At 67.3% G+C, this 15,986-nt stretch carries 13 protein-coding genes; 7 read left to right on the top strand and 6 right to left on the bottom strand.

The annotated features are described in order from the left end of the window. Window positions 1-145: 145 nt before the first annotated feature. Together ftsY and EC845_RS08750 are read left to right on the top strand one after the other, a co-directional pair. Window positions 146-1,318, top strand: coding sequence for a signal recognition particle-docking protein FtsY (gene ftsY, locus EC845_RS08755; protein WP_370451293.1), 1,173 nt, complete (start codon window positions 146-148; stop codon window positions 1,316-1,318). A gap of 322 nt (window positions 1,319-1,640) precedes the next feature. Continuing rightward, the gene (locus tag EC845_RS08750; protein WP_123297183.1) at window positions 1,641-1,832 is read left to right on the top strand and encodes a YqaE/Pmp3 family membrane protein; all 192 of its coding nucleotides are present in this window, start codon (window positions 1,641-1,643) and stop codon (window positions 1,830-1,832) included. Between the two features lie 25 nt (window positions 1,833-1,857). Here the strand turns inward: EC845_RS08750 and EC845_RS08745 are convergent, their stop codons facing one another. After that, window positions 1,858-2,955 (bottom strand): HPP family protein, encoded by a 1,098-nt coding sequence (locus tag EC845_RS08745; protein ID WP_123297181.1) that lies wholly within the window; start codon window positions 2,953-2,955, stop codon window positions 1,858-1,860. Window positions 2,956-3,463: 508 nt separating this feature from the next. Here EC845_RS08745 and EC845_RS08740 point away from each other — a divergent pair. The 3 genes from EC845_RS08740 (at window position 3,464) to gudD (ending at window position 7,024) form a co-directional block, all read left to right on the top strand. Continuing rightward, a complete protein-coding gene (locus tag EC845_RS08740; RefSeq protein WP_123297179.1) occupies window positions 3,464-4,465 on the top strand; it encodes a LacI family DNA-binding transcriptional regulator in 1,002 nt (333 codons plus the stop codon). Between the two features lie 160 nt (window positions 4,466-4,625). Then, window positions 4,626-5,606, top strand: a complete 981-nt coding sequence (locus EC845_RS08735; protein WP_123297178.1) for a tripartite tricarboxylate transporter substrate binding protein — start codon at window positions 4,626-4,628, stop codon at window positions 5,604-5,606. A gap of 68 nt (window positions 5,607-5,674) precedes the next feature. After that, on the top strand, window positions 5,675-7,024 hold the full coding sequence (gudD, locus tag EC845_RS08730) for a glucarate dehydratase (protein WP_123297176.1): 1,350 nt from the start codon (window positions 5,675-5,677) through the stop codon (window positions 7,022-7,024). A gap of 50 nt (window positions 7,025-7,074) precedes the next feature. Here gudD and EC845_RS08725 read toward each other — a convergent pair whose 3' ends face one another. After that, window positions 7,075-8,406 (bottom strand): LLM class flavin-dependent oxidoreductase, encoded by a 1,332-nt coding sequence (locus EC845_RS08725; protein ID WP_123298019.1) that lies wholly within the window; start codon window positions 8,404-8,406, stop codon window positions 7,075-7,077. A gap of 147 nt (window positions 8,407-8,553) precedes the next feature. Continuing rightward, window positions 8,554-9,453: a LysR family transcriptional regulator gene (locus tag EC845_RS08720; protein ID WP_123297174.1), complete on the bottom strand. Its 900-nt coding sequence runs from the start codon at window positions 9,451-9,453 to the stop codon at window positions 8,554-8,556. A gap of 125 nt (window positions 9,454-9,578) precedes the next feature. Here EC845_RS08720 and EC845_RS08715 point away from each other — a divergent pair, with 125 nt between their 5' ends. Continuing rightward, window positions 9,579-10,982 carry an MFS transporter gene (locus EC845_RS08715; protein ID WP_123297172.1) on the top strand — a complete coding sequence of 468 codons (1,404 nt, stop codon included), beginning with the start codon at window positions 9,579-9,581 and terminating at the stop codon, window positions 10,980-10,982. 25 nt (window positions 10,983-11,007) lie between these two features. Here the strand turns inward: EC845_RS08715 and EC845_RS08710 are convergent, their stop codons facing one another. The 3 genes from EC845_RS08710 to EC845_RS08700 are packed head-to-tail and all read right to left on the bottom strand — an operon-like array spanning window position 11,008 to window position 14,873. Continuing rightward, complete coding sequence (locus EC845_RS08710) at window positions 11,008-12,075, bottom strand: ABC transporter substrate-binding protein (RefSeq protein WP_123297170.1); 1,068 nt, start codon at window positions 12,073-12,075, stop codon at window positions 11,008-11,010. 23 nt (window positions 12,076-12,098) lie between these two features. Further along, window positions 12,099-13,475 (bottom strand): LLM class flavin-dependent oxidoreductase, encoded by a 1,377-nt coding sequence (locus EC845_RS08705; RefSeq protein ID WP_123297168.1) that lies wholly within the window; start codon window positions 13,473-13,475, stop codon window positions 12,099-12,101. 9 nt (window positions 13,476-13,484) lie between these two features. Then, the gene (locus tag EC845_RS08700; protein WP_123297166.1) at window positions 13,485-14,873 is read right to left on the bottom strand and encodes an LLM class flavin-dependent oxidoreductase; all 1,389 of its coding nucleotides are present in this window, start codon (window positions 14,871-14,873) and stop codon (window positions 13,485-13,487) included. A 271-nt stretch (window positions 14,874-15,144) separates the two neighbouring features. Between EC845_RS08700 and EC845_RS08695 the strand changes: the two genes are divergently transcribed. After that, entirely contained in the window at window positions 15,145-15,984 is an 840-nt protein-coding gene (locus tag EC845_RS08695) for an ABC transporter ATP-binding protein (RefSeq protein WP_123297164.1), read from the top strand. Window positions 15,985-15,986: the final 2 nt, after the last annotated feature.

Here is a 15,986-nt window from a genome sequence, read left to right as displayed (position 1 = left end):
GACGCCGCCGGTCCAGCCGCCCTCGGTGCCGCCCGCACCGGCGCCGACCCAGCCGCCGGTGTCCGATCCCCCCGGACAACCGGGCCATCCCGTGCGCGAGCCCGGCCCGACGCCGCCCGGCATCGACGAACCCGACGCCATTCGTGTGGCCCCCGTGCCGGCGCCCGTCCAGCCGCAGGTTCCGGCCTCTGTCCCAGCCCCTGCCCCTGCCCCTGCACCGGTTAATGCTCCCGCGCCATCGCCCGCCAGGCCCCCTGCCGTGACACCGACGCCGACGCCGGCACCCGCGCGCGCCCCGATTCAGCCCACCGCTCCTCCGGCCGTCCTGCAGCCGGCCAGCCCGCCGGCCGCTGCCGTTGCGGTTTCCATTCCGAATGCGGTTGGCGATGCGCCTGTTGCCATGCAGGAACCGGCCGCCGAGCGCGCCGGGTGGCTCAACCGGCTCAAGGCCGGCCTGCGCAAGACCGGCTCCAGCATCACCACGGTCTTTACCGGCACTCGCATCGACGAGGATCTGTACGAGGAGCTCGAGACGGCGCTGCTGATGGCGGATACCGGCGTCAAGGCCACGCAACACCTGCTCGACGACCTGCGCCGCCGGGTCAAGGAACACAAGGCGACCGATCCGGCTGCAGTCAAGGAACTGCTGGCCGACGCCATCACCGACTTGTTGCGCCCGCTCGAGAAATCGCTGGTGATCGGCGAGCAGCAGCCGACCGTCATCATGGTGGCGGGCGTCAACGGTGCGGGCAAGACGACCTCGATCGGCAAGCTCACCAAACACCTGGCCGACGCACAGGCGGCCGTGCTGCTGGCTGCGGCCGACACCTTCCGTGCCGCTGCGCGCGAGCAGCTCGGCATCTGGGCCGACCGCAACACCGTCGAGATCGTGAGCCAGGACGGCGGCGATCCGGCAGCCGTGAGCTTCGATGCCGTCACGGCCGGCAAGGCCCGCGGCAAGGACGTGGTCCTGATCGACACGGCCGGGCGCCTGCCGACGCAACTGCACCTCATGGAAGAGCTGAAGAAGATCAAACGCGTGATCGGCAAGGCCGATGCCAGCGCGCCGCACGAGGTGCTGCTCGTGATCGACGGCAACACCGGACAGAACGCACTGGCTCAGGTGCGTGCCTTCGACGATGCCCTTCAACTGACGGGCCTGATCGTCACCAAGCTCGATGGCACGGCCAAGGGCGGCGTGCTGGCGGCCATCGCCCAGGAACGCCCGATTCCCGTCTACTTCATCGGCGTCGGCGAAAAACTGGAAGACCTGGAAACCTTCAGCGCACGCGAGTTCGCGCAGGCCCTGCTGAACTGACCGGCATGGCGAGCCGCGGCGTCACGTGGCTGTCACACCCGGGCACTACATTCCCGTGTGTTGTCTGCGCAGACAAAGTGCGACTGCTCTCGAGCGCACACGTCGTTGGCCTCCGACGGAAAACAGAGGTACAGCCGCAGGGGCCGACCTGCCGTAATACGGTGACCGCGTAAGAGTCGTCGTCCACATTCCTCGCAGTTTTCCTGCTGCCATCCTCCGCCTTCGGCCGAGGATGGTTTTTTTTGCCGATCCGCTCGGGAGCGGAGACGGCAGCATCCGCTAGCATGGGGCATTCCCTACTCTTGCACCGAGGTTGTCTCTCATGCGTCTGCTGCTCGCCATCTTTCTGCCCTTCGTGGTGTTCTTCACCATCGGTCGCCCCATCGCCGGCGTGATCTGCCTCGTCCTGCAGATCACCCTGATCGGCTGGCTGCCTGCCGCGCTGTGGGCCGTCTACGCGCTCAGCCAGTACAAGACCGACCAGAAGATCAAGGCCTCGCTCGGCTCGCGCTGAGACGGCACTCCCCCACTGCGGCGCCTCAGCTGCGCACGGCGGCATACAGCGCCTTGATCAGATCCGATTGCGTGATGATGCCGACCAGCCGCCGCTCCTCGTCGAGGATGGGGATATGGCGGTGGCCGCCTTCCGAAAAGACCGGTACCAGATCCATCAGGAGCCGGTTGCCGCTGGCCACGCGAACCTGGCGCGTCATGATCTGGCCGACCGTGCCGGCAACGGGTGAAGCGTCTGCGCGCTTGCGCCGCCTGACCAGGTCGCGCAGCCGGTGACCCAGGCCCTCGTGCACATCGAGGTCGACCTGACGCATGAAGTCGGCGACGGTCACGATGCCGACGAGGTGGCCCAGCCGGTCGACGATGGGCAAGGCCTTGACGCGGCGCTGGCGCATCAGCGCCCAGGCCTGCCGCAGCGGGGTCTCGATCCTCGCCGTGACCGGTGAACGGGTCATCACATCGGCGCAACAGAGGTCGCCCAGGGTGCGCCTGTACGCGGCGGCTTCGGCCTGCCGCAGCAGGAACTCGAGGTCACCCCGGTTGACGTCCATGACCTGGTTGTAATGCGCGAGTGCCGCATCCAGGTCCGAACGCGTCAGGCGCGTGCCCCCGTCGGCCGGCGGTGTGCGGTTCACGTGCGGGTAGCGCCGGCCCGTGAGGGAGTTGTAGAGCATGCCGGCGGCCACCAGCAGCACGGAATCCAGCAACACCGGTTCCAGTGCAAAACCGAAATCGCTCACGCCGTTGAGGACCATCAACAAAGCCGCTGCACCGCCGGGCGGATGCAGGCAGCGCAACGCCATCATGGCCAAGATCGCCAACCCCACCGCCAGGGCGGCCGCAGCCGCCGGCTCGGGCACCGCGTGCACACAGGCAATGCCGATCAGCGCCGACACAGTGTTGCCGCCCAGCACCGCCCAGGGCTGCGCCAGCGGGCTGGACGGCACCGCAAAGACCAGCACCGCGCTGGCGCCCAGCGGCGCCACCATCCACAGCGCGAGTTGCGCGGGCACCGGCTCATGGCCCAGCACAGCCATCAGCCAGGGCACGCTCAGCGCCACGCCCAAGGTGCCCAGGGCCGCGCCCAGGCAGGCCCGCCATTTCTCGCGTGCATCGATGGCCATGGGCGCGGGCCACAAGGCGCGGACCGACGCGCGCACGGCAACCCGTGCCTGTGCGAGTGCCGGGGCGGGCGGATCGGCGGAAACGGAAGATCCGGATGCACCGGCCGATCCCGCAGAAACGGAATCGGAGGCCGCAGCGGAAGAAACGGAAGAAGCGGAATCGGAGGGCTGGGACATGGCGGGGCAGAGGGGTATGCAGCCCGCGCATCCGGTGTGCGGTGATCGCTGCACACCCGGCCGCACGGTCTGTCGAACAAGGATCAGCCCCATTGCTGCGGCGTGAACGACACGCCATGGGCACGCCTCGATGCGCGCCACACCGTGGATTCTAGGCAGGGCGGGAGACGGCTGCACGGCGGCCGGGGCAAGTCCTGCCGCCGCCCATGGACAACGCGGCCACGGCATCCCTGCGGCTGCCGGACCCCGGAGGCCTCGGTGCCCGCCAAGGCCGGCTCGGGCCCATATTGCTCTACGATGACGGCTCCTCCACTCGTGTGCCCCGGGTTTCATGACCAGCCCCGTTCGACCGTCCACCGTTCAAGATGTCGCCCGCGTCGCGGGTGTTTCCGCGATGACGGTTTCACGCGCCCTGAATGCACCGGACAAACTCACGCCCGAAACGCTCAAGCGCGTGCGCGAGGCCATCGAGCAGATGGGGTATGTGCCCAACGCCATGGCCAGCGGCCTGCGCCTGTCGCGCGCCCGGCTGGTGGCCGCGATGCTGCCCACGCTGGTGGGGCCGGTGTTCCAGGAGATGATCCAGTCGCTCGACAGCGCCCTCAACCGCCTCGGCTACCAGTTGATGGTGGGCTGTACCGGCTACGACGCGGCGCACGAGGCCGAGTTGCTGAGAACCGTGATCCAGCGCCGCCCCGACGGCATCATCATGACGGGCATCACGGCCTCGGAAGACGGTCGCCGCGCCCTGCTGGCCTCGCGCATTCCGGTCGTCGAGACCTGGGACTACACCGATGCGCCGATCGACATGCTGGTCGGCTTTTCGCACGTGGCGATCGGCACGGCGGTGGCCGATTACTTCGCCAGTCGGGGACATCGCCAATTGGGCATCGTCAGCGGAAACGACGCACGGGCCCAGGCCCGGATCCAGGCGTTCAAGGCCCGGGCCGGCGAGCTGGGGCTGCCGCCGGTCACGGTTTCCCTGACCGCGTCGCCCAGCACGCTGGGTGCGGGCCGGCAGGGACTGGCCGACATCCTGATGCGCGCGCCCGCGACATCCGCCGTGTTCTGCAGTTCGGACACGCTGGCGCTCGGTGCCTTGATCGAGGCCCAGCACAAGGGCGTCGATGTCCCCGGGACGCTGGCGGTGATGGGCCTGGGCGACCAGGAGTTTGCCAAGGACGCGCCGCCCGCACTGACCACCGTGCGGGTCGACGGCACACGCATCGGCCAACTGGCGGCCGAACTGATCGTGTCCCGAGCCGAAGGCCGGACGGTGGATCAGCCCCGGATCGACATCGGCTTCTCCATCGTCACCCGCAGCAGCACCTGATGGCGCGCAGCGTTCACCCTCCCGACTCGGGTTTTCACTGATTACGGACCGTCAGGTAACGTTAACAATCCTTCAATGCCGTGATGTTAACGTTACCTCGACAACAACGATAAAAGTCCGGGGGCGGCCTCAAACCCTCTTTTTCGAACTGGAGACAGACATGAATGCAATCAAAAAGACAGCAGCCGCCATCGGCGTGGCGCTGACGGCACTGGCTTCGGCCGGTAGCGCCTGGGCATGGCCCGACAAGCCGGTCACCATCATCGTGCCGTTCCCGGCCGGCGGCTCCACCGACACCATCGCACGTTCGCTGGGCAACCATCTGGGCGATCAGTTCAAGCAGACGTTCGTGGTCGACAACAAGGCCGGCGCCACCGGCAGCATCGGCGCCGCGCAGGTCGCGCGCGCACCGGGCGACGGCTACACCCTGCTGGTTTCGTCGCTGGCCCCGCTGGTCGTGGCTCCCCACCTCATCAAGGGCCTGACCTACGATCCGCTCAAGGACTTCACCTACATCACCGTGGCCGTGCAGACGCCCAACGTGCTGGTGGTCAACCCCACGCTGGCAGCCAAGGTCAACACCGTTCAGGACGTGCTGGCGATGCTCAAGGCCAAGCCCGGCGCTGTGAGTTTCGCGACCTCGGGCGCGGGTTCGTCCGATCACCTCACGGCCGAACTGTTCTGGCAGAAGACCGGCACCCAGGGCCTGCATGTGCCCTACAAGGGCGGCGCTCCCGCCACGGCCGATCTGCTGGGCAGCCAGGTCGACATGTCCTTCCAGAACGTGAACACGGTGTTCGCCCACATCAAGTCGGGCAAGCTCAAGCCCATCGCGGTCACCGGCAGCAAGCGCTCGCCTGTTCTGCCCGATGTGCCTACACTCGCAGAAAGCGGCATCCAGGGTGTCGACGTGTACGCCTGGCAGGGTATCGCCGCACCGAAGAACCTGCCGGCCGACGTGAAGGCCAAGCTGCACGCCGGCATCGTCAAGGCGCTGCAGGACCCGGCCGTGAGCAAGCCTTTCACCGATGTGGGACTGGAAGTCGTCGCCAACAGTCCCGAGGAGTTCGCCCAGTTCCAGGCCAAGGAGTTCGCGCGCTGGAAACAGGTGATCGAGACCGGCGGCATCACCGGCCAATAACGCCAGACGGCGATCCACCCGGCCGCGTGCCGGGTTTTCTTGTTTGAATCTTTTTAGCGCAGACTGCCATGACTCTTTTTTCCTCTGCCCCTTCCACGACCCCCGTCGTCACCGATCTGCGCGTGGTGCCGGTTGCCGGCCACGACTCGATGCTGCTCAACCTCAGCGGCGCGCACGCTCCGTTCTTCACCCGCAACATCCTCATCCTCACCGACAGCGCGGGCAACACCGGCGTCGGCGAAGTCCCGGGCGGCGAAAAGATCCGCCAGACCCTCGAGGATGCCCGCGAACTGGTGGTCGGCCAGCCCGTCGGCAACTACAACGCCGTGCTCAATGCCATGCGCACGCAGTTCGCCACGCGCGACAGCGCCGGCCGCGGCCAGCAGACTTTCGACCTTCGCATCGCCATCCACGCCGTCACCGCCGCCGAATCCGCGCTGCTCGACCTGCTCGGCCAGCACCTCGGCGTGCCCGTTGCCGCCTTGCTCGGCGAAGGCGTCCAGCGCACCTCCGTGCAGATGCTCGGCTACCTGTTCTACGTCGGCGACCGCACCCTCACCGATCTCCCCTACCAGACCGCGCCCGACGCACCCGACGACTGGACCCGCCTGCGCCACGAGAAGGCCATGACGCCCGAGGCCATCGTCGCGCTCGCCGAAGCGGCCTACACCCGCTACGGCTTCGAGGACTTCAAGCTCAAGGGCGGCGTGCTGCGCGGCGAGGAAGAGGTCGAGGCCATCCGTGCGCTGCACGAACGTTTCCCCCAGGCCCGCATCACGCTCGACCCCAACGGCGGCTGGCTGCTCAAGGATGCCATCCGCATCACGCGCGACCTCCATGGCGTGCTCGCCTATGCGGAAGACCCCTGCGGTGCCGAGGATGTGTATTCCGGCCGCGAGGTGATGGCCGAGTTCCGCCGCGCCACCGGCCTGCCCACCGCCACCAACATGGTGGCCACCGACTGGCGCCAGATGGCCCACTCGCTGTCCCTTCAGTCGGTGGACATCCCCCTGGCCGATCCTCACTTCTGGACGCTTGCCGGCTCGGTGCGCGTGGCGCAGCTCTGCCAGGCTTTCGGCCTGACCTGGGGTTCACACTCCAACAACCATTTCGATATCTCGCTGGCCATGTTCACCCACGTGGGCGCTGCCGCCCCCGGCCGCGTCACCGCCATCGACACGCACTGGATCTGGCAGGACGGCCAGGCACTCACCCGGAACCCGCTGCAGATCAAGGGCGGCTACATCGAGCTGCCGCAGCGCGGCGGCCTCGGCATCGAGCTCGATCTGGACGCGGTGGAACGCGCCCATCAGCTCTACCTGCAACACGGCCTGGGCGCGCGCGACGACGCCATCGCCATGCAGTTCCTGGTGCCCAACTGGACTTTCGACAACAAGCGTCCCTGCATGGTGCGTTGAGCCGGCAAGCGCCCCGCGCCGGATCGACGCGGGGCCCGTGGTCGACACTGTCAGTCCGCCGGGAAGAACCGGTTGCCCGGCCGCGGCAGCCCCAGGTTCTCCCGCAGCGTCGTTCCTTCGTATTCGGTGCGGAAGATGCCTCGCCGCTGCAGCTCGGGCACCAGTTGCTCGACAAAGACGTCGAGCCCGCCGGGCAGCCAGGGGAACATGATGTTGAAGCCGTCGGCTCCCTCTTCCTTGAGCCAGCGCTCCATCTCGTCGGCCACCGTGCGAACCGAGCCGACAAAAGCCAGTCCGCCGTAACCGGCCAGCCTCTGTGCCAACTGGCGCACGGTCAGGTTCTCCCGGCGTGCCAGGGCGATCACGCGCTCCTGCCCGCTCTTGCTTTCGTTGGAGGGCGGCACTTCGGGCAAGGGGCCGTCGAGATCGAATCCCGAGGCATCGTGGCCCAGGGCGATCGAGAGGGCCGCCATGCCGCTGTCCATGTGCACCAGCGAGTCGAGCCGGCTGCGCGTGGCCCGTGCCTCCTCGTCGGTCTGGCCAAGCACCACGAATGCGCCGGGCAGGATCTTGAGATGGTCCGGATGCCGCCCCGCTGCCGCCATGCGCCCCTTCACATCGGCATAGAAACGCTGGCCTTCGGCCAGGCTGGGCACCGAGGTGAAAACGACTTCGGCAGTCTCCGCTGCGAGCTGCCGCCCGGGCTCGGAGGCTCCCGCCTGCACGATCACCGGCCACCCCTGCACGGGCCGCGCGATGTTGAGCGGGCCCTGCACCGACAGGCTCGGTCCCCGGTGCGCGAGCACATGCAGCCGTTCGGGATCGAAGAAGTCGCCCCCTGCCACATCCCGCACGAAGGCATCGTCCGCCCAGCTGTCCCACAGACCGGTCACGACGTCGTAGAACTCGCGGGCCCGGGTGTAGCGCTGGTCGTGCGGCACATGGCTGTCGCGGCCGAAGTTGCGCGCGGCATCGGGATTGCTCGTGGTCACGATGTTCCATCCGGCCCGCCCTTCGCTGAGATGGTCGAGCGAAGCGAAACGCCGGGCGATGTGATAGGGCTCGTCGAATGTCGTCGAGGCCGTGGCGACCAGCCCGATACGGCTCGTGCACTGGCTGAGCGCCGACAGCAAGGTGAAGGGTTCGAACGAGGTCACGGTATGGCTGCGCCTGAGCGCGGCCATGGGCATGTTCAGAACCGCCAGATGATCGGCCATGAAGAAGGCATCGAACCGGGCTTCCTCGAGCCGCTGGACCAGGTACTTGAGCCGGGTGAGGTTGAAGTTGGCATCGGGCCAGGCGCCTGGATAACGCCAGGCACCGGTGTGAATGCTGACCGGCCGCATGAAAGCGCCGAGCTTGAGTTGGCGAATCGAACCCATGACGAAGACCTCGTGGAGAAAAGACAAGGCAGACCGCACACTTCGGGCACGAAGGCTCGCAGAACCCATGCGGCAGCGATCCAAGCAAGCGTATCAGGCACCGGATAATCGTGCAGGCCAGTGGATTTCAGGCCCAGACGGTCGAGATCAGCCGCAGCCGTCGGCCAAGGCATCGATGACCACACGCATGCGTGCGCTCATGCGTGTGGTGCGCGCCCAGAGGACATGGATGGGCAGGGGCGGGGGCTGCCATTCCGGCAGCACGGGGCGCAGCCGGCCGGCCCGCAGCGCGTCCGAGATGAACCAGGCGGGCAATTGCGCCAGACCCAGCCCCGCCAGCGCGGCCTCCTTCACCGCATCGAAGTCGCTGAACCTGAAGCGTGCGTTCTGCGGCAGGCGCGAGCTGCCCATTGCACCCTCGCGGAACTGCCAGGCTTCGTGCCGCCCCTCGCGCAGGCGGGCGATGCAGGTGTGCTGCGCCAGCTCGTCCAGGGTCGCCGGCGTGCCGTGCTGCCGAAGATACGCGGGCGATGCGCTCAGCATCAGGGCCTGCTCGCCCAGACGACGCGCCACATGCGTTGCACTGCTGTCCAGCCGGCCGATGCGTACGGCCAGATCGAAACCTTCCTCGATCAGGTCGACGGCGCGGCTCGAAAACAGCACATCCAGATCGAGTTCCGGATGGCTTTGGCTCGACGCGATCAGGACCGGCATCACGCGCACACGGCCATACAGCGAGGGCAAGGCGATGCGTACACGGCCAGCAGGCTGGCGTCGGCTGTCGCGGGCGCGGCCCGTCGCCCGGTCGAGTTCCGAGACGGCGCGCAGGCAGCTTTCGTAGAAGTCGGCCCCCTCGTCGGTGAGCGAGAGCCGGCGGGTGGTTCGCTGGAACAGTTGCACCCCCAGCCGCTGCTCCAGCCGCGCGACCGCCTTGCCGACACTCGAGGGCGACAGCCCCATCCGGCGCGATGCCACGCTGAAACTGCCGCACTCCACCGCCTGGACGAAGGCGGGAATGCCCTGGAAATGATCGGTGGGTTGGTGCATCGATTTGATACTTGAAGTCTCCAATGTTGCGATAAATTCTATCCATCCGATCACCGGTTTATTCATTAGCATGCCCTGCCCCCCTTTTTTCGAAGGGGGTTCTTGTGTTGCAGGAGCTTTTTTTCATGACCCAACCGGCAGAACGGTCGCGCAGGCTGGCCATGGCGGGCATCGCCATGGCCAGCTTCCTCGGCTGCATCGACTTCACCATCGTCAACACCGCGATTCCCCACATCCAGGCCGACCTGGGCCTGGGCATCGAACAGGTGCAATGGGTGATCACCGCGTTTGTGATGGCTTTGTCCAGCTGCACCATCGCCGTGGGCCTTTGGGCGGATCGGCACGGCATGCGCCGCGCGATGCGGGTCAGCATGGTGGTGTTCGGCCTGGCCTCGCTGGGCGCCGGCCTGTCCACCGGATTGACGGCGCTGGTGGGCTGGCGACTGCTCCAGGGCATGGCCACGGCCGGGCTCTACACGGCGTCGGCCGGGCTGGTCGCTTCGATGTTTCCGGACAACCGGCGCGGCAAGGCGCTGGGGCTGCTGTTCAGCGTGAACGGTCTGGGCCTGGCATTGGGGCCGGTCGTCGGCGGCCTGCTGGTGGAACTGCTGGATTGGCGCTGGATCTTTTTGCTCAACGTGCCCCTGATCGGCGCCAGCCTGGCGCTGTGTGCGGGGCGACTGGCTGCGGACAGCCGCCCGCCCGTGGCCGGCCGATTCGACTGGCCTGCGGCCGCCCTGCTGCTGGCTGCGCTGCCGTGCTGGCTGGGCGTGGTGATTCATGGCGCCGACTGGGGCTGGGCATCGCGCCACACCCTGGGTCTGCTGGCCGCGGCGTTGGGCTTGTCCGGCGCCCTGGTGGTCGTCGAGCGCCGCACGGCAGCGCCGCTGCTGCGCATCGCCCTGTTCATGCAGCCGCGTTTCCTGGTCGCGGCGGGCGCGACGGCAGCCCTGGCCTTTTTCTACTGCGCGGCGTTTTTCCTGATGCCCCTGTACCTCGGGGAACTGCGGCTTCTGGACAGCGCATCGACCGGCTGGCTGCTGCTGCCGACCACTGCGTCGATGGCATTGGCCTCGCCGTGGGCCGGTCGCTGGTGCGACCGGGTGGGCTGCGGCCCGGTGATGCTGGCGGGCTTCACGGCCCTGCTGGCATCGGCGCTGATGCAATCGGCCTTCACGGCCAGCACCTCGTGGCTCTGGGTGGTCACGGCCTTTGCCTGCATGGGCGTGGGCTGGGGCAGCGTGCTCGGCCCCTCGATCACGGCTGCGCTGTCGGCCTTGCCGCGAGACCTCTCGGGCATGGCGCTGGGCATGGCCACGACGCTGCACAACCTGGGCGGCGCCGTGGGCCTGGCCCTCGCGACCGCCCTGTACACGGGGGTGTCGGCACGGGCCGGGACCACGCCGCCCGACGGCGCGTTCGTGGCCGGCTACCAGGCCGTGATGCTGCTGCTGGCCGCCGTCTGCCTGGCCGCGATCGCCATGCTGGCGCTGAGCGAACGGCACCGATGGTCCAGGCGCCCGGCCTAGGCCTGGCAGCCGCCCTCCGCGAGCCTCAGGCCACGGGCTTGTCGCCGGCGTTGTGCGGGGTCCAGAACGACTCCAGCTTCAGCTCACGGATCGCCGCATTCAGGTACTTGGGCTCGAACCAGTCGTTGACCTCGATGTCGCGGCGAATCAGGCCGAACTCGCGGGCCTGCGCGGCCTTGGTGCGGTAGAGATTGCGGGTGTACTCGTCGAGCAGCGGCGAATGGCGCAGCTTCAGGTCGACGCCGTCCAGATCGGCACGCAGCACCGAATCGGGCGTTCCCGATTTGCCCCAGACCTTGATCAGCTCGTCGCGGTTGGCCTCGACGGACGACCAGTGGGCACCCCGTGTGAAGGCCTTGACCACCCGTGCGACGATCTCCGGATGCTGGGACTCGAAGGCTTCCGACACAAAAGTCGACCCCACGCGCGCGGCAGCCGGCGTGTCCTGGTTGCTCTGGTAGGCCACCCGGACGAGGCCCTGCGCCTGCAGCAGCAGAAAGCTGACATCGCCAAAGGCCGCATCGACCTCGTTGCTCGCCAACGCGGCGTTGGCCGATGCACTGTCGAGGTTGACGAGGGTCAGGTCCTTGCTGCCCAGGCCGTGCGCCTTGAGCACCGTGGCCGCCGCCAGATGGTTGTTGGTCCCAAGTTGCAGGGCCACCTTCTTGCCGCGTAACTCGGCAATGCGCTGGATGGACGATTGGGCCGGCACTGCCAGGTAAACCGGACGCCGCGTGCCACCGACCAGCAGGATCTTGCTGCGCAGGTTGCTGGCCCGCCCGATGATCGAGGGCAGATCCCCTTGCGAATAGAAGTCGAGCTGCTTGTTGGCCAGCGCTTCATTCACGGCCGGTCCGGCGCCCCTGAAAAAATACCATTCGAACTTCACGCCTGGGTCGTTCTTGAACTCCTCCTCGACCAGGCCCAGCGCATGCGTGGTCGCCCAGGTATTGCCCTGTGCGAACTGGCGGTTGTCGGCGCCGATGCCCGAATAGCCCAAGCGCACGACCACGGGGGTCTGGGCCGACACCGAGGGTGCCAGCGTAGCCAGCGACAAGGCGCCTAGGGCCAATGAGAAGTTTCTGCGATGCATGGAGAGGTTGTTCCGTTCTGTTTTCAGGAATGCGGCACCGCAGTTGCCTTGGCGCTGCGGGTGGCGAAGGAAGAGCCGAAAGCCGGGCGCTTCAGGCCCAGGTGGTCGCGCAGCGTGCGGCCGCCGTATTCGTGGCGGAACAGGCCTCGCCGGCGCAGCTCGGGCAGCACCAGTTGGACGAAGTCGTCGAGCCCCGTCGGCGACGGCGGCATGATATTGAAACCGTCGGCGCCGCCTTCTCGGAAGCAGGTTTCCAGCGCATCGGCGATTTCTGCGGGCGTGCCGACGAGTTGCCAATGCCCGCGCGCACCGGCGATTTCGAGATAGAGCTCGCGGATCGTCAGGCGCTTGCGCCGCGCCAGCTCGAGCAGCAGCGCCTGTCGGCTTTTGTTGCCTTCGGTGGCAGGCAGCGTCTCGGGAACGGGGCCGTCGAGCGGATAACCCGAAAGGTCGACGCCGCCCAGGTGGGTCTGGATGTAATTCAGGCCGACCACCGGATGGACGAGATCCTGCAGGGCCTGGAATTTGTCCCTGGCCTCGGATTCGCTGGCGCCCGTGACGATGAAGGCGCCCGGCAGGATCCGGATGCTGTCGGCGTCGCGCCCATAGGCCTGCGCCCGGGCCTTCACGTCGCCGTAGAACTCCTGTGCGTCGGCCAGGGTCTGCTGGGCGGTGAAGACCGCTTCCGCACTGTACGCAGCCAGGTCGCGGCCGGCCGGCGACGATCCGGCCTGGACCTGCACCGGCCGGCCCTGCGGCGAGCGCGGCACGCTCAGCGGACCGGCGACATCGAAATGGGTGCCCCGGTGATTCAACGCATGCACTTTTCCGGGCAGCGAGAACTGCCCGCTGGCCTTGTCCGCGACCACCGCGTCGTCTTCCCAGCTGTCCCACAGCCTGCGCACCACATCGGCATATTCGCGGGCTCGTCCATACCGGAGCGCATGTTCGCCGTAGCCGTCGAGCGGGCCGAAGTTCTGCGCCTCGAGACTGGAACCGGAGGTCACCAGATTCCATCCCGACCGTCCCTGGCTGATGTGATCGAGCGAAGCGAACTGGCGTGCCAGGTTGTAGGGCCGGTTGAAGCTGGTGGAAACGGTGGCGACCAGTCCGATGTTCCGGGTTGCGGCGGCCAGGGCCGAGATCAGCGTGAGCGGTTCGAACAGCGCGGCGCGGGTCGTCCGGCCGACGTAGTCGAGGTCGGTCGACGGTATGGCGACCTGGTCGGCCAGGAACACCAGATCGAACTTGGCCGCTTCGGCCAGCCGGGCCAACCTGACGTAGTTGGCCAGATTGACGCCGGCATCGGCCTGCGCATCGGGGTGCCGCCAGGCCGCCACGTGATGGCCCGAGGGATGAAGGAAAGCGCCCAGTGACAGTTGGCGCGGAACGTGGCTCATGACAACTCCTCAACGGACGGCGGATGGCACTGCGGCCTGGGTGGACGAGTGACGCCCCGGCCGGCGAACCGTGCCCAGGCCCAGATTGCCGCGCAGCGTGCTCGTTTCGTACTCCGTGCGGAACAGCCCCCGGCGCTGCAGCTCGGGCACCACCGATTCGATGAAGTCGTTCAGGCCTCCGGGCAGAACCGGCGCCATGATGTTGTAGCCATCGGCGGCACCGTCGCGGAAGTACTGTTCGAGTTCATCGGCGATCCGGCTGGGCGTCCCCACCAGTTGCCAGTGGCCTCGCGCGCCGGCCACCCGCAGGTACAGCTGGCGTATGGTGAGCTGTTCGCGCCGGGCCAGCTCGACCAGCAGGTGCTGGCGGCTCTTGCTCTGATGGGTGGGCGGCAGTTCGGGCAACGGCCCGTCCAGCGGATACGCGGACAGGTCGACACCGCCGAACAGCGGGCGCAGCAGCGCCAGGCCGACCTCGGGTGTGATCAGGGACTGCAACTGCTCGAACTTTTCCTGGGCCTCGGCCTCGCTCCGGCCCACGAATGGCGAAACGCCCGGCAGCACCAGCAGCTCGTCCGGACTGCGACCGTAGCGTGCGAGACGCGACTTCACATCGCGGTAGAAGGCCTGCGCCTCCGAGAAATCCTGGTGCGCGCTGAACACCACTTCGGCGTACCGGGCCGCAGTCTCGCGACCGGCATCCGACGCCCCGGCCTGGACCAGGACGGGCCGGGTCTGCGGGGAAGGCGGCACATTCAGGGGACCGCGGACCTGGAAGCGGTCGCCGCGATGATGCAGCGGATGCAGTCCTTCCGCATCGAAGAGAACGCCCGTTTGCTTGTCGTAGCGCAGAGCTCCGTCGTCCCAGCTGTTCCACAGGCCCGTGACCACATCGGTGAACTCGGCTGCGTGCGCATAGCGCTGGGCGTGATCGAGCGATGCCGGCTGCCCGAAGTTCGGGGGATCGAACAGGTTGGTCGACGTCACCATGTTCCAGCCGGCACGGCCGCTGCTCAGCCGGTCCAGCGAAGCGAATCGACGGGCCACGTTGAACGGTTCGTTGTAGACCGCCGAGGCGGTTCCGACCAGTCCGATGCGTTCGGTCACGGCCGCCAGCGCGGACAGCAGCGTGATCGGTTCCAGTCTTGCGGAACGCTCGGCGAGATGGGTGGCAGGATCGTCCGGCGATCGCACCGAGATCGAATCGGACAGGAAAACCAGATCGAACTTGGCAGCCTCGGCAGCCTGTGCAGCCTGGGCGAAGTGTTGGAAATCCAGGCCCGCAATCGAAGGCGAATCCGGATGACGCCAGGCTGCGATGTGGTGGCCCGACCCCATCAGAAAAGCCCCCAACCGCAGTTGCCTGCGCGACTGGTGCGGTATGTCAGTCCCACTCATCGTTACCTACCTCGGCTTGAACAGCAAGCTCACGACTCTAGGCGCGGCAACGCATGGCGACAAAAGAAAAAACGGCATATCGAGCCTCGGAAAGGACATAACCCGTCATCCCTTGCCGGCGAAGTCTTTCCGTTCGATCGCCGCTCAAAGCAGATATTCATGTTCGGAAAGCAGATATCGCAGGCATCGGACACGCCCCAATAATGAAGCTCCGAACATCCATCACCTCCCTCGACAGGGGCTCTCGAAGCCCTCCAGAAAGCGAGTGGCCATGAGCCGCGCATACCTTTCCATCCAGCACGTGAACAAATCCTTCGAGGTGGATGGGCGCGCGCTGCAGGTCCTGCAGGATGTTTCTCTCGACCTCGAGAAAAACAGGTTCGTGACCATCGTGGGAGCCAGCGGTTGCGGCAAGTCCACGCTGCTGCGCATCGTGGCAGGACTCGAGGATGCCGACGGCCAGGTGCTGCACGACGGACTGAAAGTCACCGGCCCCAGTCTGCATCGCGGCATGGTGTTTCAGGAGCCCCGTCTGTTCCCGTGGCTGACCGTCGAGCGCAACGTGGCACTGGGTCTCGAGAACTCGGAGCACGGGGCGGATCGGCGGCAGGCGCTGGTGGACCAGCATCTGGCCCTGGTCGGCCTGTCGGACTTCTCCAAGGCCTATCCCAGGCAGCTCTCCGGCGGCATGGCGCAGCGCGTGGCGATCGCACGCGGCCTGGTCAACCGGCCTAGCCTGCTGTTGCTGGACGAGCCCTTCGGCGCGCTCGACGCCTTCACGCGCAGCCATCTGCAGGAAGAACTGCAACGCATCTGGCAGCAGGAACACCTGACCACGCTGCTGGTCACGCACGATGTCGAGGAAGCCGTTCTGCTCGGGGGCCAGGTGGTGGTCATGTCGCCGCGACCCGGCCGCATCGCCGAAGTCATCGACGTGCCGCTGGCCTATCCACGCGATCGCCGGGATCCCGCGTTGGGGGCTCTGCGCAATCGCGTGCTCGATGCCCTCGAAGACATTCGTTCACCGGCCGGCCTGCAGACGCCAAGGCCGGCGCCGGCCCTCGCAAGCCCAGTACGGCAGCCGGATCGGCAGCCTCGCAAGGTCGCCTGACG

The sequence above is a fragment of the Comamonas sp. BIGb0124 genome (assembly GCF_003752175.1).
Classification (GTDB): domain Bacteria; phylum Pseudomonadota; class Gammaproteobacteria; order Burkholderiales; family Burkholderiaceae_C; genus Comamonas_F.
This window is presented reverse-complemented; position numbering and strand designations above follow the sequence as displayed.

Bases quoted from the DNA above. Each gene is read 5' to 3' on its own strand.
- EC845_RS08750 (WP_123297183.1), top strand. From the start codon at position 1,641: ATGCGTCTGCTGCTCGCCATCTTTCTGCCCTTCGTGGTGTTCTTCACC.
- EC845_RS08745 (WP_123297181.1), bottom strand. From the start codon at position 2,955: ATGGCCATCGATGCACGCGAGAAATGGCGGGCCTGCCTGGGCGCGGCC.
- EC845_RS08740 (WP_123297179.1), top strand. From the start codon at position 3,464: ATGACCAGCCCCGTTCGACCGTCCACCGTTCAAGATGTCGCCCGCGTC.
- EC845_RS08735 (WP_123297178.1), top strand. From the start codon at position 4,626: ATGAATGCAATCAAAAAGACAGCAGCCGCCATCGGCGTGGCGCTGACG.
- gudD (WP_123297176.1), top strand. From the start codon at position 5,675: ATGACTCTTTTTTCCTCTGCCCCTTCCACGACCCCCGTCGTCACCGAT.
- EC845_RS08725 (WP_123298019.1), bottom strand. From the start codon at position 8,406: ATGGGTTCGATTCGCCAACTCAAGCTCGGCGCTTTCATGCGGCCGGTC.
- EC845_RS08720 (WP_123297174.1), bottom strand. From the start codon at position 9,453: ATGCACCAACCCACCGATCATTTCCAGGGCATTCCCGCCTTCGTCCAG.
- EC845_RS08715 (WP_123297172.1), top strand. From the start codon at position 9,579: ATGACCCAACCGGCAGAACGGTCGCGCAGGCTGGCCATGGCGGGCATC.
- EC845_RS08710 (WP_123297170.1), bottom strand. From the start codon at position 12,075: ATGCATCGCAGAAACTTCTCATTGGCCCTAGGCGCCTTGTCGCTGGCT.
- EC845_RS08705 (WP_123297168.1), bottom strand. From the start codon at position 13,475: ATGAGCCACGTTCCGCGCCAACTGTCACTGGGCGCTTTCCTTCATCCC.
- EC845_RS08700 (WP_123297166.1), bottom strand. From the start codon at position 14,873: ATGAGTGGGACTGACATACCGCACCAGTCGCGCAGGCAACTGCGGTTG.
- EC845_RS08695 (WP_123297164.1), top strand. From the start codon at position 15,145: ATGAGCCGCGCATACCTTTCCATCCAGCACGTGAACAAATCCTTCGAG.